This is a genomic window from Halopiger xanaduensis SH-6 (genome assembly GCF_000217715.1).
In the GTDB taxonomy this organism is placed as follows: domain Archaea; phylum Halobacteriota; class Halobacteria; order Halobacteriales; family Natrialbaceae; genus Halopiger; species Halopiger xanaduensis.
In genome coordinates, this window is sequence record NC_015666.1 from 1,980,542 (window position 1) to 2,005,986 (window position 25,445).

25 protein-coding genes are annotated in these 25,445 nt (G+C 66.0%); 11 read left to right on the top strand and 14 right to left on the bottom strand.

Going from position 1 to position 25,445, the window contains the following annotated elements; genetic code table 11:
- Positions 1–2 precede the first annotated feature (2 nt).
- From HALXA_RS09670 to HALXA_RS09680, 3 genes are read right to left on the bottom strand one after another with little or no spacing between them, the layout of a single operon-like run.
- Positions 3–623: a PH domain-containing protein gene (locus tag HALXA_RS09670; protein WP_013880161.1), complete on the bottom strand. Its 621-nt coding sequence runs from the start codon at positions 621–623 to the stop codon at positions 3–5.
- Positions 620–1,261 (bottom strand): PH domain-containing protein, encoded by a 642-nt coding sequence (locus HALXA_RS09675; protein ID WP_013880162.1) that lies wholly within the window; start codon positions 1,259–1,261, stop codon positions 620–622. Before HALXA_RS09675 ends, HALXA_RS09670 begins: the two co-directional genes overlap by 4 nt.
- Positions 1,262–1,269: 8 nt before the next feature.
- Positions 1,270–1,737, bottom strand: a complete 468-nt coding sequence (locus HALXA_RS09680; protein ID WP_013880163.1) for a MaoC family dehydratase — start codon at positions 1,735–1,737, stop codon at positions 1,270–1,272.
- 160 nt (positions 1,738–1,897) lie between these two features.
- On the opposite strand from HALXA_RS09680, the gene HALXA_RS09685 reads away from it, so the two are divergent.
- Entirely contained in the window at positions 1,898–2,398 is a 501-nt protein-coding gene (locus tag HALXA_RS09685) for a small multi-drug export protein (RefSeq protein WP_013880164.1), read from the top strand.
- 68 nt (positions 2,399–2,466) lie between these two features.
- Here the strand turns inward: HALXA_RS09685 and HALXA_RS09690 are convergent, their stop codons facing one another.
- A complete protein-coding gene (locus tag HALXA_RS09690; protein ID WP_013880165.1) occupies positions 2,467–3,867 on the bottom strand; it encodes an NAD-dependent succinate-semialdehyde dehydrogenase in 1,401 nt (466 codons plus the stop codon).
- A 206-nt stretch (positions 3,868–4,073) separates the two neighbouring features.
- Here HALXA_RS09690 and gdhB point away from each other — a divergent pair, with 206 nt between their 5' ends.
- Positions 4,074–5,384, top strand: a complete 1,311-nt coding sequence (gdhB, locus tag HALXA_RS09695) for a glutamate dehydrogenase GdhB (RefSeq protein WP_013880166.1) — start codon at positions 4,074–4,076, stop codon at positions 5,382–5,384.
- Positions 5,385–5,612: 228 nt separating this feature from the next.
- Here the strand turns inward: gdhB and HALXA_RS09700 are convergent, their stop codons facing one another.
- On the bottom strand, positions 5,613–6,899 hold the full coding sequence (locus HALXA_RS09700; RefSeq protein WP_013880167.1) for a Cdc6/Cdc18 family protein: 1,287 nt from the start codon (positions 6,897–6,899) through the stop codon (positions 5,613–5,615).
- Positions 6,900–7,812: 913 nt separating this feature from the next.
- On the opposite strand from HALXA_RS09700, the gene HALXA_RS09705 reads away from it, so the two are divergent.
- The 5 genes from HALXA_RS09705 (at position 7,813) to HALXA_RS09725 (ending at position 13,879) form a co-directional block, all read left to right on the top strand.
- Positions 7,813–8,694, top strand: coding sequence for an HpcH/HpaI aldolase/citrate lyase family protein (locus tag HALXA_RS09705; RefSeq protein ID WP_013880168.1), 882 nt, complete (start codon positions 7,813–7,815; stop codon positions 8,692–8,694).
- Positions 8,695–8,812: 118 nt separating this feature from the next.
- Positions 8,813–10,069: a Glu/Leu/Phe/Val family dehydrogenase gene (locus tag HALXA_RS09710; protein ID WP_013880169.1), complete on the top strand. Its 1,257-nt coding sequence runs from the start codon at positions 8,813–8,815 to the stop codon at positions 10,067–10,069.
- A gap of 257 nt (positions 10,070–10,326) precedes the next feature.
- Positions 10,327–12,321 carry an ABC transporter ATP-binding protein gene (locus tag HALXA_RS09715; RefSeq protein WP_013880170.1) on the top strand — a complete coding sequence of 665 codons (1,995 nt, stop codon included), beginning with the start codon at positions 10,327–10,329 and terminating at the stop codon, positions 12,319–12,321.
- A gap of 170 nt (positions 12,322–12,491) precedes the next feature.
- Positions 12,492–12,989: a DUF2062 domain-containing protein gene (locus tag HALXA_RS09720; RefSeq protein WP_013880171.1), complete on the top strand. Its 498-nt coding sequence runs from the start codon at positions 12,492–12,494 to the stop codon at positions 12,987–12,989.
- 77 nt (positions 12,990–13,066) lie between these two features.
- Positions 13,067–13,879 carry a DUF6517 family protein gene (locus tag HALXA_RS09725; RefSeq protein WP_013880172.1) on the top strand — a complete coding sequence of 271 codons (813 nt, stop codon included), beginning with the start codon at positions 13,067–13,069 and terminating at the stop codon, positions 13,877–13,879.
- Positions 13,880–13,945: 66 nt separating this feature from the next.
- Here the strand turns inward: HALXA_RS09725 and HALXA_RS09730 are convergent, their stop codons facing one another.
- Both HALXA_RS09730 and HALXA_RS09735 read right to left on the bottom strand, forming a co-directional pair.
- Positions 13,946–15,088 carry an acyl-CoA dehydrogenase family protein gene (locus HALXA_RS09730; protein ID WP_013880173.1) on the bottom strand — a complete coding sequence of 381 codons (1,143 nt, stop codon included), beginning with the start codon at positions 15,086–15,088 and terminating at the stop codon, positions 13,946–13,948.
- A gap of 129 nt (positions 15,089–15,217) precedes the next feature.
- Positions 15,218–16,408: a DUF7544 domain-containing protein gene (locus HALXA_RS09735; protein WP_013880174.1), complete on the bottom strand. Its 1,191-nt coding sequence runs from the start codon at positions 16,406–16,408 to the stop codon at positions 15,218–15,220.
- A 114-nt stretch (positions 16,409–16,522) separates the two neighbouring features.
- On the opposite strand from HALXA_RS09735, the gene HALXA_RS09740 reads away from it, so the two are divergent.
- Both HALXA_RS09740 and HALXA_RS09745 read left to right on the top strand, forming a co-directional pair.
- On the top strand, positions 16,523–17,332 hold the full coding sequence (locus HALXA_RS09740; RefSeq protein WP_013880175.1) for an RIO1 family regulatory kinase/ATPase domain-containing protein: 810 nt from the start codon (positions 16,523–16,525) through the stop codon (positions 17,330–17,332).
- A gap of 85 nt (positions 17,333–17,417) precedes the next feature.
- Complete coding sequence (locus HALXA_RS09745; RefSeq protein ID WP_013880176.1) at positions 17,418–18,953, top strand: aldehyde dehydrogenase family protein; 1,536 nt, start codon at positions 17,418–17,420, stop codon at positions 18,951–18,953.
- 377 nt (positions 18,954–19,330) lie between these two features.
- Here the strand turns inward: HALXA_RS09745 and HALXA_RS09750 are convergent, their stop codons facing one another.
- The 6 genes from HALXA_RS09750 to HALXA_RS09775 all read right to left on the bottom strand — a co-directional run bounded on the left by HALXA_RS09750 (position 19,331) and on the right by HALXA_RS09775 (position 23,902).
- On the bottom strand, positions 19,331–20,197 hold the full coding sequence (locus HALXA_RS09750; RefSeq protein ID WP_013880177.1) for a carbon-nitrogen family hydrolase: 867 nt from the start codon (positions 20,195–20,197) through the stop codon (positions 19,331–19,333).
- On the bottom strand, positions 20,194–20,634 hold the full coding sequence (locus HALXA_RS09755) for a CoxG family protein (RefSeq protein ID WP_013880178.1): 441 nt from the start codon (positions 20,632–20,634) through the stop codon (positions 20,194–20,196). The genes HALXA_RS09750 and HALXA_RS09755 overlap by 4 nt, the downstream gene beginning before the upstream one ends.
- A gap of 215 nt (positions 20,635–20,849) precedes the next feature.
- Positions 20,850–21,074 carry a DUF7123 family protein gene (locus HALXA_RS09760; RefSeq protein WP_013880179.1) on the bottom strand — a complete coding sequence of 75 codons (225 nt, stop codon included), beginning with the start codon at positions 21,072–21,074 and terminating at the stop codon, positions 20,850–20,852.
- Between the two features lie 152 nt (positions 21,075–21,226).
- On the bottom strand, positions 21,227–21,409 hold the full coding sequence (locus tag HALXA_RS09765) for a DUF7525 family protein (protein WP_013880180.1): 183 nt from the start codon (positions 21,407–21,409) through the stop codon (positions 21,227–21,229).
- Positions 21,410–21,530: 121 nt separating this feature from the next.
- A complete protein-coding gene (locus HALXA_RS09770) occupies positions 21,531–22,562 on the bottom strand; it encodes a phosphate signaling complex PhoU family protein (protein ID WP_013880181.1) in 1,032 nt (343 codons plus the stop codon).
- A 188-nt stretch (positions 22,563–22,750) separates the two neighbouring features.
- A complete protein-coding gene (locus HALXA_RS09775) occupies positions 22,751–23,902 on the bottom strand; it encodes an ATP-NAD kinase family protein (protein WP_013880182.1) in 1,152 nt (383 codons plus the stop codon).
- Positions 23,903–24,000: 98 nt separating this feature from the next.
- On the opposite strand from HALXA_RS09775, the gene HALXA_RS22670 reads away from it, so the two are divergent.
- Positions 24,001–24,123: a hypothetical protein gene (locus HALXA_RS22670; RefSeq protein ID WP_013880183.1), complete on the top strand. Its 123-nt coding sequence runs from the start codon at positions 24,001–24,003 to the stop codon at positions 24,121–24,123.
- Positions 24,124–24,130: 7 nt separating this feature from the next.
- Here the strand turns inward: HALXA_RS22670 and HALXA_RS09780 are convergent, their stop codons facing one another.
- On the bottom strand, positions 24,131–24,814 hold the full coding sequence (locus HALXA_RS09780) for a competence/damage-inducible protein A (RefSeq protein ID WP_013880184.1): 684 nt from the start codon (positions 24,812–24,814) through the stop codon (positions 24,131–24,133).
- A 176-nt stretch (positions 24,815–24,990) separates the two neighbouring features.
- Between HALXA_RS09780 and HALXA_RS09785 the strand changes: the two genes are divergently transcribed.
- Entirely contained in the window at positions 24,991–25,344 is a 354-nt protein-coding gene (locus tag HALXA_RS09785) for a winged helix-turn-helix domain-containing protein (protein ID WP_013880185.1), read from the top strand.
- The last annotated feature ends 101 nt before the right edge of the window (positions 25,345–25,445 follow it).

Genomic DNA, 25,445 nt, shown 5'->3' on the forward strand with positions numbered 1-25,445 from the left:
CGTCAGTTCGATTTCGACTCCGATCGCTCGAGTGTTCGCCGCCAGCCCCGGACTTCCTCGAGCACGGCCTCCCACTGCTCGATCGATCCCGGCACGTCGGCGACGGCGGAGCGCTCGGGGTCGGCACTGCGGCCGTGCTCTCGTGCGGACTCGAGACCAGCCTGAATTGACCCTGGATCGTCGACATTCCAGAAACGAAGGTCCGATCCGCCCGCGACCTCGACCGTCACGGTTCCGTAGCCGACCAGTCGGCCGACCGCGTGCTGCGATCGCTGCGTGTTCTGGACGCACTCGAGTGGAACGGCGCGAACGGACACCCCGAGGACGCCGCTTCGAGTCGCGATCCGGTGCGTCGTAACTGCGAACGTCGTACGCGTGACGCGAGCGTACTGCCACGCCGCCGGCGCGACGACCGCCGGAATCAAGACCACCCCGACTAGCGGCAGCAACTCGAGCGCAATGGCAGCGACAGCGGCGAGCGATCCGATGATCGCCAGTGCGAGCCACGGATAGACTGTCTGGATCCGCGGCCCGGCCTGCCACCGCAGCTCCTCGTCCGGCGCGAACACGAGCCACTCGAGGGGGCTTTCCGAAGCCGCGTCGGGCATCGCTTCCGCGGTCATGATCGCCGGTCGTTGGATCCCGTCGTGATCCCGTCGGGATCAGCGTCGTGTTCCGGTTGCCGTCCGTGGTCCGATCGCGGTCGGTCTCGCTCCTCGAGCGTTGTGCGGATCGTCCGCAGTTCGGTGAGAATCTCCTCGAGCACATCGTCAGGCATGTGTTCGTCGCGGTCGTCCCGGCGAGTGTGGTCGCGCTCGCGCTGGTCGCTGATGACGTGCTGGACCGCTCGGGGATCCGCGACGGATTTGAACGCCATTTCGACGCCGGAGCCGCCTGCGGTACTGATTTCGACGGTTCCATAGCCGAAGTGGGCACCCAGCGCGGACTGGGAGTAGGAGATGTCCTGCACTTTCCCGTGTTCGATCCGCTTGACGTCTCGCGAGAGGACGCCGGTTTTCCGGTAGAGCGCGCGGTTCGTGACGACGTAGTGCGTGTTCGTCACGCGGAGGTACTCGCCGGCGATCACGAGGAGCCCGACCAGCACGATCGCGAGCGGGATCCCGACCAGCACCGCGGGCAGGAGCGTGCGTCGGTCCGGCCCGCCGGTCCAGACGAGTTCTTCGTCGTCGTCGAGCGACAGCCACTCGAGGTCGGCGGCGGTCGCCGACGCGCTCGAGTCGGGCGTCGTATCGGTTGCCATACGGCGGCTTACTCACTCCCCGCCGAAACGTGTTCCCGTTTTAACGAGAGGACCGTCCGATCGAACTCGCAGACGAGGTCGTCGTCCTGATTGAACGCCTCCACGTGCATCGTGACGACCCCGCGCTCGCCGTCGCTGGTCTCGCGCTTGTCGGCCACGGTCGACCGCGCGCGGATCGTGTCGCCGTGGAAGACCGGGTTCGGGTGCTCGACGTCGTCGTACGAGAGGTTCGCGACGATCGTCCCGTCGGTCGTCTCGGGGATCGAGATACCGACGGCCAGCGACAGCGTATAGAGGCCGTTGACGACGCGCTCGCCGAACTCGGTGTCGGCGGCGAACTCGCTGTCGAGGTGCAGCGGCTGCTGGTTCATCGTCATGTCGCAGAAGCGCTGGTTGTCGCTCTCGGAGATCGTCCGCCGGCGCTCGTGCTCGATCGTCTCGCCAACTTCGAACTCCTCGTAGTACAGGCCCGTCATACCGTCATCGTCGACGATACGAACCAAAAACGTACTGCAGCCGACCCTCGAGCGGCGCGGTCGATCGAGGATCGAATCGAGGTCGGTCAACCCGAACCGAAACTGTTTTCGTCGTTTACGTATTAGAACACTAATAATTCGGCCGTCGGCCGTGATCCCCGTGACCTGGTGGCTACAGTTCGTCGACGTCGGCACGACCCTCGAGGAGGCGACCGGCGTCTGGCAGTACGTACTCGTGTTCGTCCTGACGATGGTCCCCGCGATCGAGCCGTTTCTCGTGATCCCGGCCGCGATCGGCCTCGGGCTCGATCCGGTGCTGACAGGGCTGGCCGCGTTCGCCGGCAGCGTGACGGTCGTCAGCGCGATCGTCCTCGCGCAGCGGCGCCTCGTCGCGTGGTGGGCGCGTCGGTTCGGCGGGGATCCCGCCGACTCGAGCGACCGCTACGAGCGGGCGCGGCGGCTCTGGAATCGGTACGGGCTCGCCGGACTTGCCTTCGCCGGGCCGATACTCGCCGGGATCCACCTCACAGCGCTGCTGGCGGCGACCGCGGGCTCGAACAGTCGGACGGCGATAGCGTGGCTGACGGTCGGCCTCGGCGCGTGGACGGTCGCGCTCGTCGCCGGATCGGTCGCCGGCTTTTCGGTCCTCGGAATCGTCTAAGCGCGGCGCTTGGTGGCCGCTCGGCCGACCAGCACACTCGATAGCTCGATGTCCTGCCGCGAGTCCGCTTACTCCACCATTTCCGTCTCATCGCCCGCGTCCTGCTGCACCCAGATCATCTTCGTGTTCACGAACTCGCGGATGCCGTGACGGGACAGTTCTCGGCCGTAGCCCGAGTCCTTCACGCCGCCGAAGGGCAGGCGCGGATCAGACTTGACGAGTTCGTTCACGAACGCCATTCCCGATTCGAACTGCCGGGCGACCCGCTCGCCGCGCTCCAAGTCTTCGGTCCAGACGCTCGCGCCGAGGCCGAAGCGGGTGTCGTTGGCCTTCTCGATCGCCGCCTCCTCGTCGGGCACGCGGAAGACCGTCGCGACGGGGCCGAACAGTTCCTCCTCGTCAGCGGGCGCGTTCTCGGGAACGTCCGTGAGCACCGTCGGCGGGTAGAAGGCGCCCTCGCGGTCCATCGGCTCGCCGCCGAGTTCGATCTCGCCGCCCTGCTCGGCGGTCTCCTCGACTTGGTCGTGGAGTTCCTCCATGAGATCCTCACGAGCCTGCGGGCCGATGTCGGTGTCCTCGTCCATCGGATCGCCGACGGTCTGGGCGTCCATCTCCTCGATGAATCGGTCGACGAACTCGTCGTAGACCTCGTCGACGACAATGAACCGTTTCGCCGCAATGCACGACTGGCCGTTGTTGATGAGCCGCGCCTGGGCCGCCGTCTCGACCGTTTCGTCCATGGGGGCGTCCTCGAGGACGACGAACGGATCGCTGCCGCCGAGCTCTAAGACGTTCTTCTTGAGCTGACTGCCGGCAGTTTCGGCGACCGAGCGGCCCGCGCCGTCGCTGCCGGTGAGGGTGACGCCGGCGATTCGCTCGTCCTCGATCACGGTATCGATCTCGCTCGAACTGATCAGCAGGGAGGTGAACGCGCCCTCGGGAAAGCCCGCCTCATGAAAGACGTCCTCGATGGCCCGCGCGCAGCCGGGGACGTTCGAGGCGTGTTTCAGCAGGCCGACGTTTCCCGCGGCGAGATTCGGCGCGGCGAAGCGGAAGACCTGCCAGAACGGGAAGTTCCAGGGCATGATCGCCAGGATCGGGCCCAGCGGCTGGTAGGCGACGACGGTGCGGGCGCTCTCGTCGCCGGAGACGACGTCGTCCTGCAGGAACTCGGCCGCGTGCTCGGCGTAGTAGTCGCAGACCCACGCGCACTTCTCGACCTCGTCGCGGGCCTGTCCGATCGGTTTCCCCATCTCCCGCGTCATGAGTTCGGCGTACTCGTCTTCGTTCTCCCGGAGGATCTCGCCCGCTCGCGCGAGCAGTTGCTGGCGAGTTTCGATCGGCGTCTCGCTCCACTCCTCGAACGTCTCGTTGGCCCGCTCGAGTTGTTCCTCGCGCTCGTCGTCGGATTCCTCGTCGTAGGTGTCGACGACCTCGCCGGTGGCCGGATTGGTGCTCTCGATGCTCACGCGCACGTCGACGACGAGCAGACGCTTAGAACGTCGGGCGGCTATCGAAGGGATCGCCGAATCCGGGCGCCCGTGACAAGCGACGAGGCCCGATGCAGCGCCAAGCGTTTTCCCGGCGGGCCGGGTACCTCCGGCACCTGCGTACCCGGCCGTCGCCGTGACGTACCGATGCGGTCGCGGTCGTCGCAGTAGCCTTCTACCCGATTATGACATCAGCTAATTCCACGTCCGAATACGAATCCGTGTCCGAGTCCGAGTCCGAACGCGAGCGCGATCCGGAGAGCGCCGTCGAAACCGCCCGTCGCCAACTCGAGCGCGCGGCCGCCCACCTCGACGTCGACGACGGCATCATCGAGCGACTGCAGCACCCGACGAGCGTGTACCGGGTGTCGATCCCGCTCGAGCGCGACGACGGGAGCACGGAGATGCTCACGGGCTATCGCGCCCATCACGACAGCGTCCGCGGCCCGTACAAGGGCGGACTCCGCTACCATCCCGACGTGACCGAGGACGAGTGTATCGGCCTCTCGATGTGGATGACCTGGAAGTGTGCGGTGATGGACATCCCCTTCGGCGGCGGCAAGGGCGGCGTCGTCGTCAACCCGAAGGACCTCAGTCGCGACGAGAAAGAGCGGCTCACCCGCCGGTTCGCGGAGGAACTGCGGCCGATAATCGGGCCGATGACGGACATCCCGGCCCCCGATATGGGAACCGATCCGCAGACGATGGCGTGGTTCATGGACGCCTACTCGATGCAGCAGGGCCAGACCGAGCCCGGCGTCGTCACCGGCAAACCGCCGGTCGTCGGCGGCTCCTACGGCCGCGAGGAAGCGCCCGGCCGAAGCGTCGGGATCATCACCCGGGAGACGATCGAGTACTACGACTGGGACCCCGAGGAGACGACCGTCGCCGTGCAGGGATTCGGCAGCGTCGGCGCGAACGCGGCCCGGTACCTCGACGAGCTGGGGACGTCCGTCGTCGCCGTCTCGGACGTCGACGGCGCGATCTACGACCCCGACGGCCTCGACACCACCGACGTCGAGGACCACGACGAGACGCCGGGGATGGTTTCGGGCTACGACGCCCCCGAAACGCTGTCGAACGAGGCCCTGCTCGAGTTGGACGTCGACGTGCTCATCCCCGCGGCCGTCGGCAACGTCCTGACGGCCGAGAACGCTCGCGACGTGCAGGCCGGGATGATCGTCGAGGGTGCGAACGGCCCGACGACCTCGAGGGCCGACGAAATCTTCGAGGAGCGCGGGGTGCCGGTCGTGCCCGACATCATCGCCAACGCCGGCGGCGTCACCGTGAGCTACTTCGAGTGGCTGCAGGACATCAACCGCCGCTCGTGGCGCCACGAGCGGGTCAACGAGGAACTCGAGACGGAGATGCTCCGAGCCTGGAACGCCGTCCGGTCGGAGTACGAGGACCGGGACGTCACCTGGCGGGACGCGACCTACATCGTCGCGCTCTCGCGGATCGCCGCGGCGCACGAGGCGCGCGGGCTCTGGCCGTAGCTTGCTCGGCGGGCCGCTGCCGGTCCTCGCCGATCCCCCACACCCCTCGTTCAGAGTGAAAACGGCCCGGCGGGAAGGGGACCCCCGTCTCGGGTCTGCGAGATGGGTCCTGGGACTAGCGGTCGATAGACCGAGTCGCGATCGAGGTCGGAATAGAGGATCGGTCGGCGGTTCAAGAGACGAAAGACGTCGCGAGACAGCGGACGCCGCCCGGATACCGAATCGGGATCAGGAGAACGACGAGAGATCCACGTCTCGGTTCTGCACCTCGCTGCTGCGATCGACGAGCTGATCGTACGTCGGGAGGTCCTCGAGCGAGGAATCCCGACGGACGGCCTTGACGATGTGTTTCGGATCGGTGACGAGCCGGTGCAGCAGGTAGCTGCCCTGCGAGCGGCCGCCGCCGGTCTTCTCGGACTCGATGACCCCGAGGAACGCCTGCTCCTTGAGCTGGCGGTAGAGCCCGTTCTCGGTGATCGGATCGTTTGCGACCAGTTCGCAGATACCGACGTAGCGCTCGTAGATCTCGCGGGTCTTGTACGTCTCGCGGTCGCCGGTGATGATCCGGCTCGCGAGCGCGTACAGCGCGAGCTTCGCGTGGACGGTCGCGCCGCTGGTGAGCTCCTCGATCCGGTTGATCTCCGCGACCTCCTGTGCCTGCTGGATGTGGTCCTCCGAGACGATTTCTGAGCCGGTCCGGCGCGCGAGTTCGCCGGCCTCCTTCAGGATCTCGATCGCCTTGCGCGCGTCGCCGTGTTTCTTTGCGGCTAGGGCCGCGCAGAGCTCGATCGTCCCGTCCTCGAGGACGTCCGGCTGGAAGGCGTCCTCGCGGTTGCGCATGATCTCCCGCAGCTGGGAGGCGTCGTAGGGGTGGAAGAACAGTTCGCGGTGGCCGAAGCTGCTGTCGATGCGCTCGTCCAGGGTTTCCCGGTACTGGATCTTGTTGCTGATGCCGATCACGCCGATGTAGGCGTCGGTCTTCTGGGCCTCGCGGGCCCGCGAGAGTTGCATCAGGATGTTGCTGTTGTCCAGTTTATCGATCTCGTCCAGAATAACTACGATCGAATCGAAGCACTCGTCGAGGATGCGCCAGATGTGCTGGTAGTACTCCATCGTGCCGACGCCCCGGAGGGGGATGTGCTCCTGGTAGCCGGTCTCCTCCTTGAGATTGAGGGCTAACTGGCGGGTCGCCCGCGTCTCGGTGTTGGCTTCGGAGCAGTCGACGTAGAGGACGCTGCAGTCGATGTCGTTGCGCTGTGCGGCGTCGCGAGCGCGGGTCGCGACGTGGCGGGAGATGAGGCTCTTTCCGGTGCCGGTCTTGCCGTAGATCATCACGTTGTTCGGCGGATCGCCCCGCGTGATCGCCCCGACCTCGGCCGCGACCGATTGAATCTCGTCGTCGCGACCGACGATCCGGTCCTCGTCGGGGACGTGACCGACGTGGAGGAGCTCCTTCCGATTGAAGATCGGATCGTGAGATTGAAAGAGCGGATCCCCACCAGCCTGATCGGACATGTCCGCATTCTCGAAGACGTGTATTATAAAACCACGTGAAGGCGTTCAGACTGATAACGTTCAAGTATGGCGACGAATACGCGGTAAATCGCTCGGTCGACGGTTCTCGAGTTCAACGCCCCGTGCAGACTGAAATCGCACTCTGCCTGCGGGTTCAGACCGGATTCGTCATACCTACCCACACCCCTCGTTCAGAGTGAAATCGGTCGAACGGGTGGGCGGACTCGAGTAGGTGTGGTGTCGGGGTAGATCACAGGTCCACACCGACGGAAGAGACTCGTCGAACGGACTCGACGATATTCGACTCCTCCTAGAACAGACTTGAAACCGCCACAACCGCCGTTTAGCCATCCGATTTCTCGTCCTCTCTTCTCTTCTCTCTTCACCAACCTAGCTAGTAGTATTGTATCTTACGAATGAAGAAATATTATCTTGATCCTATCCGAACTCGAGAACGATCGGACCGGTTCGGACGAGATCCCAGCGTAGCCGGCTACCGGCTCCCCCTTCGATCGGCCTTTCACTCTGAACGAGGGGTGGGGCCCTCCGCAGTCACTAACGGGCCGCCCTCGAGGGACTGAGCCAGTCGTTCCGATACGGTTCGCGTTTCGTCCGGACACCACCCCTCGTTCAGAGTGAATTCCGCCGCGCTATCTCATCCTCCGAATCCGGTGCATCTCCGCCGAATTGCGCCCGATACACCGATTTTCCTGTTCACTCTGAACGAGGGGACTGACTCTATCCACGACGGCCGTCGCTCTCGGGCCCGATCGGTAGACGGTTCGAACGGATTTGCCCCTTACACACTCTCGACGACACCGTTTCACTCTGAACGAGGGGTGTCCCTGAGCGAACCGTCCAGCAGCTCGAGGCGAACCCTACTTTCACGGTCGTCGCCCGCGTGTGAGTGGACATGGCACGGCGAAGCGTTCTTTTCACCCCCGGAGATCGGCCCGAAATGCTCCGGGCGGCCCCCGAATCCGGCGCCGATGTGATCGTGTTCGACCTCGAGGACGCCGTCTCGCCAGACCGGATAGACGAAGCGCGGACTGCCGTCCGGGACGTCCTGACTGATCCCGATTTCGATCCCGACTGCGAGGTCTGCGTGCGGGTCAACGCCGCTCCGAGGCAGTTCGCGACCGACCTCGAGGCCGTGATCGGCGACGTCGATTCGGACGCCGGTTCGAATGCCGCTTCCCAACTGGACGCCATCGCGCTTCCGAAGGTCGCCGGTCCGGCGGACGTCCGCGAACTCGTCGCCGAGCTCGAGGCGATCGACGACGCCAACACGGTGCCCATATTCGCGCTGCTCGAGACCGCGGCCGGCGTGCTCGCGGCACCGGAGATCGCCGCGGTCCCCGCGGCCGACGCGCTCGTATTCGGGGCCGAAGATCTCGCGGCGGACATCGGCGCGACCCGCACGGCGGAGGGGACGGAAGTGCTCTACGCGCGGGAACGCGTCGTGCTCGCGGCGGCAGCCCACGACTGCACGGCGATCGACACGCTCGTCACCGACTACGAGGACGAAGCCGCGCTCCGGGCGGATACCGAGTTCGCGATCGAACTCGGCTACGACGGCAAACTGGCGATCCACCCCGCACAGGTCGGGCCGATCAACGAGGCGTTCACGCCGACGGCCGACGACCGGGAATGGGCCGAACGCGTCCTCGAGGCCAAACGCGAGGCCGACGCCGAGGGACGGGGCGTCTTCGAGGTCGACGGCGAGATGATCGACGCGCCGTTGGTCGCCCAGGCCGAGCGGATCCGGTCCCGGGCGGACGCCGCAGACGAGTGATACCGAGGCTTTTCAATCGTACAGTATTCCTATATCTCCATATTCCTTATATTGTTGTTTTATGTCCTACCAGGGATCTTCGCTACGTTTATTTTGCAGACTTCAGAATCGTCACGTAATGGCAAGCCAAGTCAACCCATTCGAGAGCCTCCAGTCCCAGATCGACGAGGCCGCCACCTACCTCGACGTCAGCGACGACGTCATCGAACGGCTCAAACACCCCGAGCGGGTGCTCGAGACCAACCTCACCGTCGAACTCGACGACGGCAGCCTCGAGCGCTTCAAGGCCTTTCGGTCGCAGTTCAACGGCGACCGCGGGCCGTACAAGGGCGGCATCCGCTACCACCCGGACGTCTCCCGCGACGAGGTCAAGGCGCTGTCCGGCTGGATGACCTACAAGACCGCCATCGTAGACATCCCGCTGGGCGGCGGCAAGGGCGGCATCATCGTCGACCCCGACGACTACTCAGAGAGCGAACTCGAGCGGCTTACCCGCGCGTTCGCGAAGGAACTCACGCCGCTGATCGGCGTGGATCGGGACGTTCCCGCGCCCGACGTGAACACGGGCCAGCGGGAGATGAACTGGATCAAGGACACCTACGAGACCTTCGAGAATACGACCGAGCCGGGCGTCATCACCGGGAAGGCGCCCGACTCCGGCGGCAGCGCGGGCCGGGTCGAGGCGACCGGCCGCTCGACGGTCATCGCCGCCCGCGAGGCCTTCGACTACCTCGACAAGGACCTCGAGGGCGCGACGGTCGCCGTCCAGGGCTACGGGAACGCCGGCTGGATCGCCGCGAAGCTGATCGACGAGATGGGCGCGACTGTCGTCGCGGCCAGCGACTCGAGCGGCGGCATCTACAACCCCGACGGCTTCGATCCAGTCGCGGCCAAGGAGCACAAGAACGAGACCGGCAGCGTCGTCGGATACGAGGAAGTCGAGGAGGAGATCACAAACGAAGACGTACTCACGCTCGACGTCGACCTGCTGATCCCCGCGGCGCTCGAGAACGCCATCGACGGCGACCTCGCGGCGGACGTCGAGGCCGACGTCATTTCGGAGGCCGCGAACGGGCCGCTAACCCCCGACGCCGACGCGGTGCTCGAGGACAAGGACGTCTTCGTCATCCCGGACATCCTCGCGAACGCGGGCGGCGTCACCGTCAGCTACTTCGAGTGGGTCCAGAACCGCCAGCGCTTCTACTGGGACGAGGAGCGCGTCAACGAGGAACTCGAGGCGATCATCGTCGACGCGTTCGACGCGCTCGTCGAGACGTACGAGGAGCACGACCTCGAGAATCCCCGCACCGCGGCCTACGTCGTGGCGATCCAGCGGGTCGCCGACGCGTTCGACGAAGCGGGCTCGTTCCCGTGAGCTGAAGGTTGTCGTTCCGACTTGCCGATTTTCCGTTCTATCTGCGTACCCATCCGCTTGGTCCTCGCTTGGTCGCGCTTTGTCGCTGAACTCGTCGATCAGTTCACGGATCTGCGGGTCGCAGTCACGGGTTGACTCGAGTAGGGATTCCGTACTTTCCGATCGACCCTGACAATCCGATATCCGTGGAGGGAGCGAGCGTTTCCGCATGTGGGCCCCTTTTCTACGACAGCCCTGAAGGCCGACTGGACTGCGTCATGGCTGGGTCCGATCCGCACGGCAGTTTCGAGGACATCCGCGACGAACTCGAGGGAAATCCGATGGCGAAGCTGATTCGGTACGCGCTCCCATACTGGGTACCGCTGTGCGTCGGGTTCGTCTCGACGATGATCAACCGCGCCGCGCGGCTGTTTCCGGCGCTGATGCTCGCGGCCGCGATCGATCTGGTGATCACTCAGTCGGGCAGCGTCGATCAGTTGCTCGCGGCGACCGGCCTCGTGCCGACCGAGCCGATCCCCGCGGACCGCACCGGCGAACGGCTCTCGCTGCTGTACTACCTGGGGACGTTGACGGTCGGCGCCTACGTCGTCCAGTCGATCACCCACTACCTGTCGCGGTACTTCTTCCAGACGACCGCCCAGCGCATCCAGCACGACCTGCGGCTGGACACGTACGACCACATGCAGCGGCTCTCGCTATCCTTCTTCAACGACCACCAGACCGGCGGAATGATGGCGATCTTGAACAGCGACGTCAACCGTCTCGAGGACTTCTTCAACACGGAACTCCGACAGATCACGGAGGCGGTGATGATCTTCGGGCTGGTCGGCGGCTACATGCTCTACACCGAACCCTGGCTGGGGGCGCTGGTGTTGCTCCCGGTGCCGCTGATCGCCCTCGCGACGGCGAAGTTCATCATCTGGATCGAGCCGAAGTACAAGCGCATCCGCGAGCGGGTCGCCCAGTTGAACACGCGGCTCTCGAACAACCTCGGCGGCGCGGCCATCGTGAAGTCGTTCGATCGCTATGACGTGGAGCGCGGCCGCGTCGCGGAGCAGAGCCGCGGCTACCGCGACGAGAAGATCGGCGCGATCACGGTCCGGAAGGCGTTTTTCGCCTCGCTGCGGCTGCTGGTCGGCGCGATGTTCGTCTCGATCCTCGTCGCCGGCGGCTACTCCGTCGTCACCGCGGGCGGGCTCACCGCCGGCACGTTCGTCGTCTACTTCATGTACCTGCGGGAGCTCGACGGCCCGATGACCCGGATCGGCAAGACGGCCAACAACTACCAGAAGGCCAAATCCAGCGCCGAGCGCGTCTTCGGCATCCTGGCGACCGCCGCCGACGTCCAGTCGCCGCCGGACGCCGAGTCCCCCGACGCGGTCGCGGGCGACGTCGCGTTCGACGACGTCCGGTTCAGCTACGGCGAGGGCGGCGAGCGCATCCTCGAGGGCGTCGACCTCGAGGTCGAGGCCGGCGAGACGGTCGGCTTCGCGGGGACCAGCGGCTCCGGGAAGTCGACGCTGCTGAAGCTCCTTCCTCGCTTCTACGACGTCGACGATCGTCACGCCTTAGCAGACGGCGGCGTCGACGCCGAACGCGGCGGCGACGCGGCCGTGCGGATCGACGGCGTCGATGTCCGGGACTACGACCTCCAGACGCTCCGGGATCGGATCGGCGTCGTCGAGCAGGATCCGTACATGTTCTCCGGGACGATCCGCGAGAACATCGCCTACGGCGACGGCGAGGCGTTCCGGACGGTGCTCGAGGCCGGCGAGGACGGCGGCGACGTGCCGGCCGACGTGGACCGGCGAATCCGCGAAGCGGCGATCGCCGCGGGCGCCCACCAATTTATCGAGGAGTTGCCCGAGGGCTACGACACGATGGTCGGCGAACGCGGGGTCAAGCTCTCGGGTGGCCAGCGCCAGCGGGTCTCGATCGCGCGGACGATCCTCAACGACCCCGACCTCATCGTCCTCGACGAGGCGACCAGCGACGTCGACACCGAGACGGAGGAGGTCATCCAGCGCAACCTCGACGAACTCACCGCGGATCGGACCGCGTTCGTCATCGCGCACCGACTCTCGACGATCCGGGACGCCGACCGGATCGTCGTCATGGACGACGGCGAGATCATCGAGACCGGGACCCACGAGGGGCTCATCGGCAGGGACGGCACGTACGCCGACCTCTGGGACTCGCAGACGGGGACCGACGACGGTCCCGGTGGCCGGTCGCTCGAGGCGGACGACTGATGCCCACCGGTCCGGACCGGCGGCTGACGACCGCCCGATCGCGGGACGCTCCGGCGGCTGACGACCGCCCGGTCGCGGGACGATCGCCCGGCGGTTCCGCCGTCTCTGGGGTACTCGGACGCGGCTACTCGGTATCTTTTTCCTGCTCGAGTTCGACCGACGGATAAACCGTGAGGCTTCGGGAACGGCTCGGTCGGTACCGGGAACGCGCCCGCGAGGAACTGACGGCCGCGTTCCGCGAGGAGCGCACGCCGCACCAGATCGCGGCCAGTTTCGCAACCGGCGTCTTCGTGACGGCGCTCCCGACCGGCGGCTTCGGCGTCGGTCTGTTCTTCGTCTTCTGTTCGCTGTGGTCGTGGGTCAGCAAACCGGCCATCTTCGCGTCGGTCGCCGTCCTCAATCCGTTCGTCAAACCCGCCGTCTACGTCGCGAGCTTCCAACTCGGCGGGCTGGTACTCGGCACCGGGCCGGTCCCCTCGAGCGAGGTTTCGGTCGATCAAGCCGGAACGGCGGCCCGGCAACTGCTCGTCGGCAACGTCGTCGTCGCACTCGCGCTGGCGGCGATCGGCTACGTGCTCCTGTTGCGGGTGACGCAACTTTACCGCCGGCGCGACGGGCAGTTGGACCTGCACCGAGCGTCGGCCCTGCCGAACTACTTCCGGCGCTGACGGGCCGGTCCTATCGGGCCCCTAACTATTCAGCAAACGAACAAACACTTATGAACTGACTCTCGATTGTCGCGGTGATGCAACGCAGATCCTTCATCGCCGGTCTCGGAATCGGCGGACTCGCCGCCCTGTCCGGCTGCCTCGGCGTAATCGGCATGGACGAACATACGTCGACGCCGGCCGGCGTCGATCCCGGCGTCCGCGAGGACGCGGGCTACGAAGCTCCGACGCTCGAGGAACTGGTCGTCGAGCGGGCGGTCGGAACCGACGCCTACTCGGAGACGATCACGGTCACCAACCACCAGACGCAGTACGAGAAGGTCGTCGACATGGGCCCGCTGGGCGAGCAGCGCGGGGCCGTCTTCTCCGTGCTCTCGACGCCGCAGATCGAACTGGCGGGCCGGCAGTTCAACCCCGTCGAGGAGATGTCCACGACGGAACTCGTCGAACTCATCGCGAGCAACTACGAGGGCATCGGTAACGTGACCCTCGAGGAGGAAGCGGCGATTCAGGTCCTCGACCAGGCGACGACGCGCTCGCGGTTCACCGCGGACGCGGAGTTCGAGGGCCGGAGCGTCGAGGTGGACCTGCACGTCACCGAAGCCGTAGAAACCGACTCGGACCTGCTCGTCACCGTCGGCGTCTATCCGCAGCGACTCCGCAGCCAAGAGGAAGACGACGTGCTGGCGCTGATGGAGGGCGTGACCGAAACGCTCGAGGAGGACGCGTCGACCCCGAACGACGGCGATGCCGAGAGCGGGGAGGGAGACGGCGAGAACAACGAGAGCGACGGTTCCGGCGGGAACGAGACGCAGGACGGAAACGAAAGCGGCGACGGTAACAGTGGCGCCGACAACGACAGCGACGACGGCGGTCTCTTCGGCGAGTAACTCGCGGTTCGATTACTCCCTTCGTACTCGAGCCCGGCGAGCGGAGGCCGCGACCAGTAACCGCCGCTACAGACCCAGTTCCCGCCCGATGACGAGGTGTTGGATCTCGCTGGTCCCCTCGCCGATCTCCATGAGCTTCGCGTCCCGGTAGAACCGCTGGGGCGCGAAGTCGGTGGTGTAGCCGTAGCCGCCCAGCACCTGCACGGCGTCCTCGGCGACCTCGCGGGCGGCCTCGCTCGCCTCGAGTTTTGCGAGGGCTGATTCCCGGGTGACCGGCTCACCTGCATCGTACGTCCTGGCGGCCCGGTAGGTGAGCAGCCGCGATCGCTCGGTCTTGCGGTGCATGTCGACGATCTTGTCGCGCACGGCGTCGAACTTCGAGATCGGCTGCCCGAACTGCTCGCGCTCCGTGCTGTAGGCCTTCGCACTCTCGTAGGCTCCCTGCGCCAGCCCCGTCGAGAGCGCCGCGATCGAGATGCGTCCCCCATCGAGGGTCTTCTTCGTCTGCTCCCAGCCCTCTCCTTCCTCGCCGAGCAGGCGGTCTTCGGGGAGGCGGACGTTCTCGAGGCGGATCTCGCAGGTCGGCGAGGCGTTCAGCCCCATCTTGTCCCAGATCGTCGAGACCTCGAAGCCGTCGTCCTCGCGCGGGTCGACGATGAACGTCGAGATGCCGTCGTAACCCGCGCCGGGGTCCGTCACGGCCTTGACGAGGATCGAGCCGGCCTCGCTCGCGTTCGTGATGAACTGCTTGGTGCCGTTGAGTACCCACTCGTCGCCCTCCTTCACCGCAGTTGTGTCCATATCAGAGGCGTCCGAGCCGCTCTCCGGTTCGGTCAGCGCCCAGCCGCCGAGGTACTCCCCGTCGGCGAGCGGCCGCAGCCAGCGATCCTTCTGCGCCTCTGTACCGAACCGCTCGATCGGCTTCGAGGCCAGCGAGACGTGGGCAACGTAGGAGAGGCCGATCGCGCCCGAGACGCGACCGAGTTCCTCGGCGACCAGCGCGTACATGAGCGTGTCGCCGCCGAGCCCGCCGTACTCCTCGCCGATCGGGACGCCGAGCATGTCCAAGTCGGCGAGCTGGTCGAAGATCTCCTCGGGGAACCGGTGCTCGTCCTCGATCTCCTGCGCGATCGGCTCGATCTCCCGCTCGCAGAAGTCCCTGACGGTCTCCCGAATCATCCGGTGTTCGTCGGGCAGCTCGAACTCCATGCCGCAATACTTGCCGGCACGTGGGATAAACGCACCGCCGGTACTCACATCGCGCCGGCGAAGCTCGCATTTCTAATCGTCGGTCGACTCGAGAAGGTAGAACTAGAGAGAAAAACGCCCGTCTCGAGGCTACCAGCCGCGGTCGCGGTCGTCTTCGCCGTCCCCGTCTCCGTCGTCCGACCGCGAGTTGCCCCAGTCGTCCGACTCGTCGGAATCCCACCGGTCCGCGTCCTGATCGTCGGAGCGACCGTTATCCCACCGATCGTCGCGGTCCTCGTCGACAGCGCCGTTCCGTCCGCGCTGGTCCCGGTCGTCGCTCGAATAGGGCGACTCGAGGCCGTTCCGTCCACCCGAATCGGCGGTTCGGATCTCCCGTCGCAGGTCAGAAACGAGATCGAGGTCGGCGTTGGTGTCGCCGAGCAGCAACAGCGCGTAGTACTGGAAGTACGTCCGGACCGGCATCTGGACGAGCGCGAAGAACAGCAAGAGCGTGAGCGCGCCGAGGATCGCCACGCCGCCCGCGATCCAGACCCCGATTTCGCCGATCGAGACGAGCACGAACCCGATCACGAGGAAGGGGATCGCGACGACGATCGCCCCGAAGACGAGCACCACGCCGACGCCGATATTGACGACGAGGCCGAGGATCCAGACCAGCACCAGGTAGACCGCGTACTCCGCCAGGTTCGATCGTAGCGTCGGCCAGAACCGCCCCCACGCGCCGAGGACGCCTCGCTCCTCGAGCAGCATGATCGGGACGACGAACTCGGATGTAAGGCGCATCACGAGCGCGGTGACGAGAAGGAGGGGGACCGCGAGGAGGAAGACCGGCGCCAGCGAGACCAGCGCGCTCTCGAGGGTCGAGACGCCGGCCAGGAGAAGCGCCGTCGGAATCCCGAGGATCGCGAGCACGACGATGCCGACGGCCACTCGAAAGCCGAACAGCCGGAGCCCGCGGCCGAGGTTCGTCCGCGCGTACCGGCGAACGTGGACCGCCCTCGAGCGGAGGGATTCGATGAAGACGAACTCCATGATCGCGCCGATGAGCGCGAACAGCAGCCCGAGCAGGAGGATCGCCCCGATCACGATCGCGGCGATGACGAGGATATCGTCGGGAAGCTCGCCGGTGATCGGCTCCGTCGACGGATTCTGCGGCGCCATCTCGGGGTTGTTGGACGCGGTCAGCCCGGGGTTGTTCACGCCGAACCCGCCGACGAAGAAGACGACGACCGCAAGCTTGAGCCACAGTACTGGTCGGACCGGGAGCAACAAGGTTCGCGTTGCATCGATCGCGTCGCTTAAGTTGTCGACAGCATCCATCACTGCGGACATACTCTTGTCGAGTTGAAAATAATACTGTTCGACAGAGGCCGAACACCTCTCACCGGCAACACTTCGGGATGCATTTAACGCTGAAACGAGTCTTTCCTCCGTATGGACCTCCGCCAGCTAGCCCGCGGGTCGATCGAGTGGGGCCGGATCGAGCGCGTCGTGCGGACGCTGGCGGACCGGTACGACCGCGAGGTCGTCCGCGTCGAGTTCCTCGAGGCCGACAACTGGCTGTCGACCCCCTGCGTCATCGACGACGAGTGGTTCGTCAAGATCGTCTCGCGCCAGAACGCGTTCGTTCACGCCTTGCTTACGACCGGCCGGAACGTCGGCGCGGTCTCGGCGGGGACCGGCGGCTTCTTCGACCGGTTTAGCACGCCCCGCGAGATGGTCGAACACGAGTACGAGGCCACCCAGCGGATGCGCGAGATCGGCGTCAACGCGCCCCGACCGATCGAAGCCTTCGAAGTCAACGGCCTCGGCGTGCTGGTGCTCGAGTACCTCCCCGAGTTCGAGTCGTTCGGCACGGTGTCCGACGCCGTCGTCGACGAGCGAGCCGCGGACCTGTTCGATATGCTCGCGACGCTGCACGAGCACGGCCTCGCCCACGGCGACCTGCGCGCGGAGAACATCTTGCTCTGCGACGGCGAGATCTACTTCATCGACGCCACCAGCGTCCACGAGGACCGCGTCGCCGAGACGACGGCCTACGACCTCGCGTGCGCGCTGGCCGTCCTCGAGCCCCGGATCGGGGCGCGGCGGTCCGTACAGGCGGCGTCGACGGCCTACGACCCGGAACAGCTACTCTCGGCGCGGCGCTTCCTCGATTTCGTCCGGCTGCGTCCCGACCACGAGTTCGACTCGACGCAACTGCGGGGCGAACTCGAGAAGGCGGCGGATCTCGGCGGGCAGTGAGCGAACCGTCGTCACCAACTCGCCGATGGGCCGCCGCGTGTGAACTACCATCAGGGTTTTCACGGTTCTCGTCGTACGATTTTCCATGAGTCAGCAAGCCTCAGAGCAGGCGTACGGCCACTACATCGGCGGCGAGTGGACCGACGGCAGCGGCTCCGACACGTTCGAGAGCGAGAACCCTGCGACGGGCGAGACCCTGGCGACGTTCCGCCGCGGCACGGAGGACGACGTCGACGCCGCCCTCGAGGCCGCGGAGGACGCCTTCGAGGAGTGGCGCGAGCTGTCCTACATCGACCGCGCGGAGTACCTCTGGGACATCTACCACGAACTTCGGGATCGCCACGAGGAGTTGGGCGAGATCGTCACGAAGGAGTGCGGCAAGGAGATTTCCGAAGGAAAGGCCGACGTCACCGAAGCCTGGCACATGGTCGAGTGGGCGGCGGGCAACGCGCGCCACCCACACGGCGACATCGTTCCGAGTGAGATCGGCAGCAAGGACGCCTACATGCGCCGCAAACCCCGCGGCGTGATCGGCTGCATCACGCCGTGGAACTTCCCCGTTGCCATCCCGTTCTGGCACATGGCCATCGCCCTCGTGGAGGGGAACACGGTCGTCTGGAAACCGGCCGAGCAGACGCCCTGGTGCGGCCAGATCATCGCCGAGATGATGGAAGATGCTGGGATTCCCGAGGGCGTCTTCAACATGGTCCAGGGCTTCGGCGACGCCGGCGCGGCGATCACCGACGACGGCCGCGTCGACACCGTCCTCTTTACCGGCTCCGCGGAGGTCGGCCACGAGATCGCCAGCAAGGTCGGCGGCGAACCCGGAAAGCTCGCGGCCTGCGAGATGGGCGGCAAGAACGGGATCGTCATCACCGAGGAGGCGGACCTGGACATCGCCGTCCACTCCGCCGTGATGTCGAGTTTCAAGACCACGGGCCAACGCTGCGTCTCGAGCGAGCGCCTGATCGTCCACGAGGACGTCTACGACGAGTTCAAGGAGCGGTTCGTCGACATCGCCGAGGACATCGCCGTCGGCGACCCGCTCGAGGAGGACACGTTCATGGGGCCGGCGATCGAGGCCGACCACGTCGAGAAGATCCGCCAGTACAACGAACTCGCGCGGGAGGAGGGCGGCGAGGTGCTGGTCGACCGGTTCGAACTCGAAGACGACGAGATTCCGGACGGTCACGAGGACGGCCACTGGGTCGGCCCGTTCGTCTACGAGATCGACTACGACACCGACCTGCGCTGCCTGAAAGAGGAGTGTTTCGGCCCGCACGTCGCCCTCGTCGAGTATTCGGGCGATATCGACCGCGCGATAGAAATCCACAACGACACGCCCTACGGGCTCGCGGGGGCGATCATCTCAGAGGATTACCGCCAGATCAACCGCTTCCGCGACCGGGCGGATCTGGGACTGGCGTACGCGAACCTGCCCTGTATCGGCGCCGAGGTCCAACTGCCCTTCGGCGGCGTCAAGAAGTCCGGTAACGGCTACCCCAGCGCTCGAGAGGCCATCGAGGCCGTCACCGAGCGCACCGCCTGGACGATGAACAACTCCAAGGAGATCGAGATGGCCCAGGGGCTGTCGGCGGATATCGTGACGCGGGACGACTGAGCGGCGCAGCCTCGGTTGCTCGTTTCCGTTTTGGGTCCGTTCGCGCTCGAGAGTCGGATCGCTGTCGATACGGCGACGGTGAGAGTGTGAGTGAGAATTCACTAGACGGTATCGAGCAGGAGCGAAACGGAAAGGGTGGACGAGGCCGAGGTGCGGCGACGGATGCGGACGTAGATGCGGGCGCGGACGTAACGCTCGGTCCCGGGCCCGAGCGTGCGACGGGCCGGAGCGACGCGCATGCCGGTTCGACGTGAAAAGCGTCTTCCCGGCACCCGTCAATTGGCGCCCGGAGACAAAAAGTCAGCGGTCGGCAGTTGCTGCCCGCTCTCGTCACACCGGCTACAGAACGGCGACTACCGTCCCGAGACGCCCGACGTTCAGAACCGTCGATCCCGCAGCGCCGGGAACGCCGCGCGGACGTCGGCGACGGTCTCGCGGTCGACGTCGGCCGCGACGAGCGTCGGATCGTCGCCGCTCGAGGCGAGCGACACGCCCCACGGGTCGTAGACGGTCGACCGGCCCAGCAGCGTCGTCTCGCCGTCGTCGGTGTCGAACGTGCCGGCGCCGTTGATCGTCGCGACGTAACACTGGTTCTCGATCGCCCGCGCCCGAGACAGCGTTTCCCAGTGTTCGATCCGCGGGTAGGGCCACGCGCTCGGGACGAGTACGAGTTCGGCGCCCTCGTCGACCAGTCGCCGGTACAGTTCCGGGAACCGCAGGTCGTAGCAGGTCGTCACGCCGGCCGTGACGCCCTCTATCGTCGCGGTCTCGAGGCGCTCGCCGGGGACGAGCAGTTCAGACTCGGCGGACTGGTAGCCGAACAGGTGGTGCTTGCGGTAGACCAGTTGCAGGTCGCCGGCGGCGTCGAACAGCGCGGCGGTGTTGGCCAGCCCCTCGTCGGCGGGGGTCGGAACGGTTTCGGTCGCCGCGAGGTCCTCGACGATACTCCCCGCGAGGACGGCGACGTCGTTGTCGGCTGCGGCGGTTCGCAGCGCCGTGAACGTCTCCCCGTCGAACGGCTCCGACAGCCGCGCGTAGCGGTCGAACGCGAAGTAGCCGACGTTGAACAGTTCCGGGAGCGCGACCAGATCCGCACCCCGCGCGGCGGCCCGCTCGACCGCCGACACCGCCCGGTCGACGTTGCGCTCGACGCGGCCGGCCTCGACGCGAATCTGGGCGAGGGCGATCGAGAGCGACCCGTCCGCAGCGGCGTCCGTCGGTTGTCGGTCGCTCACGGTTCTCACGCACCCGATTGGCCGTCCAGTTCCCGCTCGAGCGCGCGGTGCAGATTCCGGATCTCGTCGTCCAAATTCCGCTTGAAGAACTTCTCGACGCCCGGGAGTTTGCCGTCGACGACGAAGTGATTCTCGAGGCGGGTACCGCCGTCGATCTCGACGATCTCGTGTTCGCCCGTGACCTCGAGGACCTTCGATTTGCCGACGAACTTGACGTACTCCGGCGGTCTGCGCGTGACGTCCTCGGTCTCGACGGCGACCGTTCGCCGCACGAGCGGGATCGGCAGTTCGACGTGCCAGGTGACTCGCCGCCCCTCCGGATCGTCGGCGGTGTACCGCTGGACCACGCTGATCGCTCGAGCGCGGTTTTCGGGGTCGGCGATGAACTCCCAGACGCGCTCGGGCGGTGCCGACACCTCGAACGACCGGTCGACCCGTACAGTCATGCGGCTAACTGAGTCGTTGTGCGGTAAAAAGACCGTGGACCGCGACGCGGTGATGCGGCGTTCCGGTGGCGATCCCCGCGAGGACGGACGCGGCCGGACGGAGGGGGCGGGCGGAGTCGCGATCGATGGGGCGGATGTGGCGGGCGGAACCCGATCCGAGCTCGAGCCTGCGAGACGGCGGCGGGCCGGAGCGTGGCGATCGAGGCCGCCGCCGCTCAGCTCAGGGTGACTTTCCACGTCGTCGACCGGGCGCGGCCCCACTTTTCGATGTCGACGTCGTCCGATTTCTCGGCGAGGTGGGGAAGCCGCGCGCCGACCTGTTTCGACGAAAGTCCGATCGCATCCGCGATGTTTTTCGCCCGGAAATACCGTTCACCGCGGGCGGCGCTCTCGCGGAGATACGAGAGGATTCGCTGCTCTTCGTCGGAATAGTCGGTCATCGTCCGTGTTCGGTCTAGGGCGTCGCCGGCCTTAACTCTTAACGGCCGATCCCTCGTGTGACCGCGGTTCTACCCGCGGGAACAGGGCTGTCAGTCGTTTCGATACGGCGGTCTATCGACCGCTATCGCGACTGCTCGTTCCCGGTCTCGGCTCAGTCCCAGAGGTGCAGGCCGACGACCGCTATCGCGCTAAAAAGTACCGCGGCGCCGAAGCCCCAGGCGGCCTGGATCTCCGGTGCACCGATCACCATCAGTAGCGCGCCGAGCACTGCGATCGCTCCGCAACCGAGCGCCAGTCCGACGCCCTTGTCCGTCGACTCCGTTTCGGTAGCCATGCGTGAGCGTTGTTAGCGGGGTCTCTTAAGCGCACTTGTTCGCGGCCGTATTTGTGTCGCGACCGGTCGCTGCAGCGCCGGGAGAAGAGTGAGGGTATCGCAGAAACTCGAGTCGGAGCCGTTAGTTGATCGTCGTGTGCTCGGACTCCTCGTTCAGCGCGAGGTTGGCCGCGATCTCGGCGTTTCGCATCGCGTACTGGGCCGTCTGCTCGAGGCTGACCAGCACCTCTCGAACCCGCAGCAGGTCTTCGTTGGGCATCTCCGGCAGATCCGCGAGGATCTCGTCCTCGAGGGTGGAGATCTCGTGGAAGAGGCCGCGGACCTGATTGGACTTGTCGTAGTCGCGCTTGACGGCCGCTTCGACCGCCAGCGAGGTGATTTCGTCGACGAGATCGTTCAGTTCGCGGATGTCCCGCATGACGGAGCTGTCGACGTCCAGCGTGTGGCTCTCGGTCTCGATGACGATCTCGGCGATGTCTTCCCCGTTGTCGGCGGTTAGCTCGAGGTTCTTCGCGATCGAGCGGTAGCCGATCAGCGGGAAGCCGCTGCTGAGTCCGACCGCGCGGGCGAGGTTGGGGTTCTGGTAGGCCGTGAAGATCAGGCGCAGCAGGAGCACGAAGATCTTGTTAGCCTGTCGCTCCCGGTTCAGGGCCCGCTGGGCGAGGTCGGGGTTGCCGTGGGCCAGGGCCTTGATCCCTTCGCCGCGCATCGTCTGGCCGGTTCGCTCGAGGCGCTCTAAGAGGTTGTCGAGGGTGAAGTCCTCGGGGTCGACCGAACAGCGGATGGAGATGCTCTCGGGGGTTTCCTCGATGACGCCCAGGCCCATCAGCTGGGTTTCGGCCTGGTAGACCGCGTTGATGTGGTCGGAGTCGAGCGCGCCGTCCTCGCGCTCGATGCGGATGACGCGCCGGCCCAGCACGTACTGGGCGACGATCGCGCGCTCGACGGCGTCGGCGTCGAGATCGTCGGCGTGAATGATCGCCTCCGTCTCCTCGGAGCTGGCCGATTCGGGCATCACGGTCAGGGTGCCCTTGCCGCTGGTTCGCAGGGAGACCTCGTCGCCCTTCTCGACGGCGTGCTCGGACGCCCACTCCGCGGGCAGCGTCATCGCGAGGGTCGACGGGCCGAGTCGTTGCACTTTCCGGGTTTCCATGCACCGGGCTACGCGAGACTCGACCTTAATCTTGACTATATGGTCATTATATCGGGCCCAATAGTAATATGGTTGGTTCCCTCGGTAGACCCGAGTCGGACCTTAAACTAGATTCAGGCCGTTCAGGTAGCGATGCACAGAGCGGATACGGCACGAGCCCCGGCGCAGACGCGGGTCCGAGTGCAGTCTCAGACGACCTTTACGAGCCGCGTCGTGAACCGACCGGTCCGAACCCGCAGCCAGCCTCGCAACTCCTCGTTGACGTCCTCGCCGTCCGTATCGACGTGTAACGCGTCGATTCCGTCGAGTTTCTCCTCGGACGCGACGACCTCGAGTTCGTCGGCTCGCTCGATGACCGCCGGCGAAATCTGGTGGTTTCCCCGACCGAAGACGAACCCCTGGCCGCCGATCGGCGAGACGACGATCGTCACGGGGTCCTCGAGAACGGCGAGGATGTCCGATTCGGCGGCGTCCCGGGCGAGCACCTCGCCGTCGCGCCAGACGTCGACGCCGAGCGGTGACGAGTCGATTCCCAGTTCCTCCTCGATTGCGCCGACGGTGCCGCCGGGACCGAAGACGTAGGTTCGGCCATCGTCAATCTCGCGAGCGAACCCCGACGCCAGCGAGTCGACGCTACCGCTCGAGAGTTGTTTGCTCGACTGGATATCCGGTGCGACGGGGACCGGCACGACGGCCTTGAGCTCCGTTCGGACCTCGCCCTCGCGGTAGGCTTCCTCGTCGATATCGTTCACTTCGCGGGTCTCGACGCGGTCGAACTCGGCGGCGATTCGGCCCGCGTCGGCGGGCGTGACGGCGAACACTGAGGAGTAGATCTTGACGCCCGCGGGGACACCGAGCATCGGCGTTCGATCGCCGGCGCCGTACTCGTTGCTGTCACGCTTGCTGTCGCTTTCGTCCTCGAGCACTTCGGCCACGTCGACGGCCGTTCCGTCCCCGCCGACGAACAGCACGAGGTCGACGTCACGCTCGAGGAAGGCTCGGACGGCAGCCTGCGTATCCGCCGCGGTGGTCTCGGTTTCGTCGAGATCGACGCCCGTCGCCTGGCGATCGGTGTCAGCGTCGGTCGCCGGATCGTAGACGACTTCGGGATCGAACCCCGCGTCTCGAGCCGCGTGCTCGCCCAGCACACCCGCAGCCGTGTAGACCGTCACGTCGGGGCCGCGGCGGTGCAGCGAGCGCAACGCGTCCCGCGCTCGGTCGGGAGCGCGCGGCTCGGCCCCTAGGCGGCGCGCTTCCGGGACTTTGCCGTCCGTTCCCTTCAGGCCGACCCGACCGCCCATGCCCGCGATCGGATTGACGACGACGCCAAGCGCGTCCATGGCGGTTCTAGGTCGATTTCGAACAAAAGACGTCCGGTGTTCCGGGCGATCACCCCGTTTTCTGAAACGTTAAGAGGGGGGCGGACGGATGGCCGATTATGAACGAACTGACCTACGTGCTCGCCGCGGAGACCGAACTGCCGATGGAGATCGTCGGCTGGGGCGTGCTGATCGCCAGTCTGCTCGTCACGATCGTCTGGCTCGCCTACGTCTACCGCTAACTCGAGTTCAAACGGTATCGACTCGTTCTCGAAGCCACGCCGCCGCCTCGGCGGCCGTCGCTTCGTCCGTGCTTTCGATCGCGATCCGGACCGACTCGCCGGGGTAGCTCCCGACCGAGACGTCGAAGCGGTCCCGGATCTCCTCGAGGCGATCCAACAGCGCGCTCTCGGGTTCGTCGGCGACGACTTCTTCGCGGTAGGTCGGCGTCCCCGAGAACGCCGGCGCGATCGCCTCGAACATCGCCTGCATCTCGGTTGGGACGCCCGGTAGCACGTAGACGTCCTCGAGCGCTGCACCGGGTGCGACGCCGGCCTCGTTGTGCAGCGCCCGCGCTCCTGCCGGCAGTTTTGTCGTTCCCTCGATCAACTCCGAGCGGGAGTAGCCGTCCTCCCCGAGCCAGGCCAGCGCCTCCTCGTGTTCCTCGAGCGGGCGACCGAGCGCGGCGGCGATCCCCTCCATCGTGACGTCGTCGTGGGTCGGGCCGAGGCCGCCGGTGACGACGACGGCGTCGTACTCGGCCCGGTACTCGTTGACGACGCGAGCGATGTCGGCGACCCGGTCGGGTACCGTCGTGACGCGCTCGACGGCGACGCCGCGCTCGTCTAGGCGCTCGCAGAGCCAGGTTGCGTTCGTGTTCGTCGTCTGCCCGGCGAGCAGTTCGTCCCCGACCGTAACGACCGCGGCGTTCATACGAGCGTGTTCGGGACGGGTCCTCAAAACGGTATTCCAGTGACCGCCCGCGTTCTCAGGCCAGGCTGTTCACCGTCCAATGTTAGTGTGAGAAACGTTTTCGGCCGGAACCGATCATATAAGTAAACCCTCCATCAGCCACAAGATTCAATTAGAGGAGTTAGAATAGTCCACCAATGTCTTCGGGTCGGACACAGTACGAATCGGATTCGGATACGGTTCTCTCAGCGCTCGGGAACAAATACAGCGCCGAAATCCTCTGCGCTGCGGGCACGCCGAAATCGGCGCAGGCGCTGAGCGAGGACATCGAGATTCCGATCGCGACCTGCTACCGTCGTATCGAGGAACTGGTCGACGCCGGGCTCTTGACCTGCGAGGGGCGAGAACTCTCCGAGAAGGGGCGCCGAACGAACATCTACCGGCGGACGGTCGACGAACTCGAGGTCGATTTCTCCGAAGCCGAGCCGGAGTTCTCCCGTAAGCGCCGGACCGAGGCGAAAAATCAGCTCCAGGACCAACTCGAGGAATGAGGGCGGCTTTTCCGGCGAGTTACACGGGATCCCACGAGTGCGAACTGCGACTGGATCGGGCAGCCGATCGTACTGATCCGCGACGTCCACGTTCGAAGTGA

What these genes read in the sequence shown, in the direction of transcription:
- HALXA_RS09670 (WP_013880161.1), bottom strand. Translation starts at nt 623, where the DNA reads ATGACCGCGGAAGCGATGCCCGACGCGGCTTCGGAAAGCCCCCTCGAG.
- HALXA_RS09675 (WP_013880162.1), bottom strand. Translation starts at nt 1,261, where the DNA reads ATGGCAACCGATACGACGCCCGACTCGAGCGCGTCGGCGACCGCCGCC.
- HALXA_RS09680 (WP_013880163.1), bottom strand. Translation starts at nt 1,737, where the DNA reads ATGACGGGCCTGTACTACGAGGAGTTCGAAGTTGGCGAGACGATCGAG.
- gdhB (WP_013880166.1), top strand. Translation starts at nt 4,074, where the DNA reads ATGACATCAGCTAATTCCACGTCCGAATACGAATCCGTGTCCGAGTCC.
- HALXA_RS09700 (WP_013880167.1), bottom strand. Translation starts at nt 6,899, where the DNA reads ATGTCCGATCAGGCTGGTGGGGATCCGCTCTTTCAATCTCACGATCCG.
- HALXA_RS09705 (WP_013880168.1), top strand. Translation starts at nt 7,813, where the DNA reads ATGGCACGGCGAAGCGTTCTTTTCACCCCCGGAGATCGGCCCGAAATG.
- HALXA_RS09710 (WP_013880169.1), top strand. Translation starts at nt 8,813, where the DNA reads ATGGCAAGCCAAGTCAACCCATTCGAGAGCCTCCAGTCCCAGATCGAC.
- HALXA_RS09715 (WP_013880170.1), top strand. Translation starts at nt 10,327, where the DNA reads ATGGCTGGGTCCGATCCGCACGGCAGTTTCGAGGACATCCGCGACGAA.
- HALXA_RS09725 (WP_013880172.1), top strand. Translation starts at nt 13,067, where the DNA reads ATGCAACGCAGATCCTTCATCGCCGGTCTCGGAATCGGCGGACTCGCC.
- HALXA_RS09730 (WP_013880173.1), bottom strand. Translation starts at nt 15,088, where the DNA reads ATGGAGTTCGAGCTGCCCGACGAACACCGGATGATTCGGGAGACCGTC.
- HALXA_RS09735 (WP_013880174.1), bottom strand. Translation starts at nt 16,408, where the DNA reads ATGGATGCTGTCGACAACTTAAGCGACGCGATCGATGCAACGCGAACC.
- HALXA_RS09740 (WP_013880175.1), top strand. Translation starts at nt 16,523, where the DNA reads ATGGACCTCCGCCAGCTAGCCCGCGGGTCGATCGAGTGGGGCCGGATC.
- HALXA_RS09745 (WP_013880176.1), top strand. Translation starts at nt 17,418, where the DNA reads ATGAGTCAGCAAGCCTCAGAGCAGGCGTACGGCCACTACATCGGCGGC.
- HALXA_RS09755 (WP_013880178.1), bottom strand. Translation starts at nt 20,634, where the DNA reads ATGACTGTACGGGTCGACCGGTCGTTCGAGGTGTCGGCACCGCCCGAG.
- HALXA_RS09760 (WP_013880179.1), bottom strand. Translation starts at nt 21,074, where the DNA reads ATGACCGACTATTCCGACGAAGAGCAGCGAATCCTCTCGTATCTCCGC.
- HALXA_RS09765 (WP_013880180.1), bottom strand. Translation starts at nt 21,409, where the DNA reads ATGGCTACCGAAACGGAGTCGACGGACAAGGGCGTCGGACTGGCGCTC.
- HALXA_RS09770 (WP_013880181.1), bottom strand. Translation starts at nt 22,562, where the DNA reads ATGGAAACCCGGAAAGTGCAACGACTCGGCCCGTCGACCCTCGCGATG.
- HALXA_RS09775 (WP_013880182.1), bottom strand. Translation starts at nt 23,902, where the DNA reads ATGGACGCGCTTGGCGTCGTCGTCAATCCGATCGCGGGCATGGGCGGT.
- HALXA_RS22670 (WP_013880183.1), top strand. Translation starts at nt 24,001, where the DNA reads ATGAACGAACTGACCTACGTGCTCGCCGCGGAGACCGAACTGCCGATG.
- HALXA_RS09780 (WP_013880184.1), bottom strand. Translation starts at nt 24,814, where the DNA reads ATGAACGCCGCGGTCGTTACGGTCGGGGACGAACTGCTCGCCGGGCAG.
- HALXA_RS09785 (WP_013880185.1), top strand. Translation starts at nt 24,991, where the DNA reads ATGTCTTCGGGTCGGACACAGTACGAATCGGATTCGGATACGGTTCTC.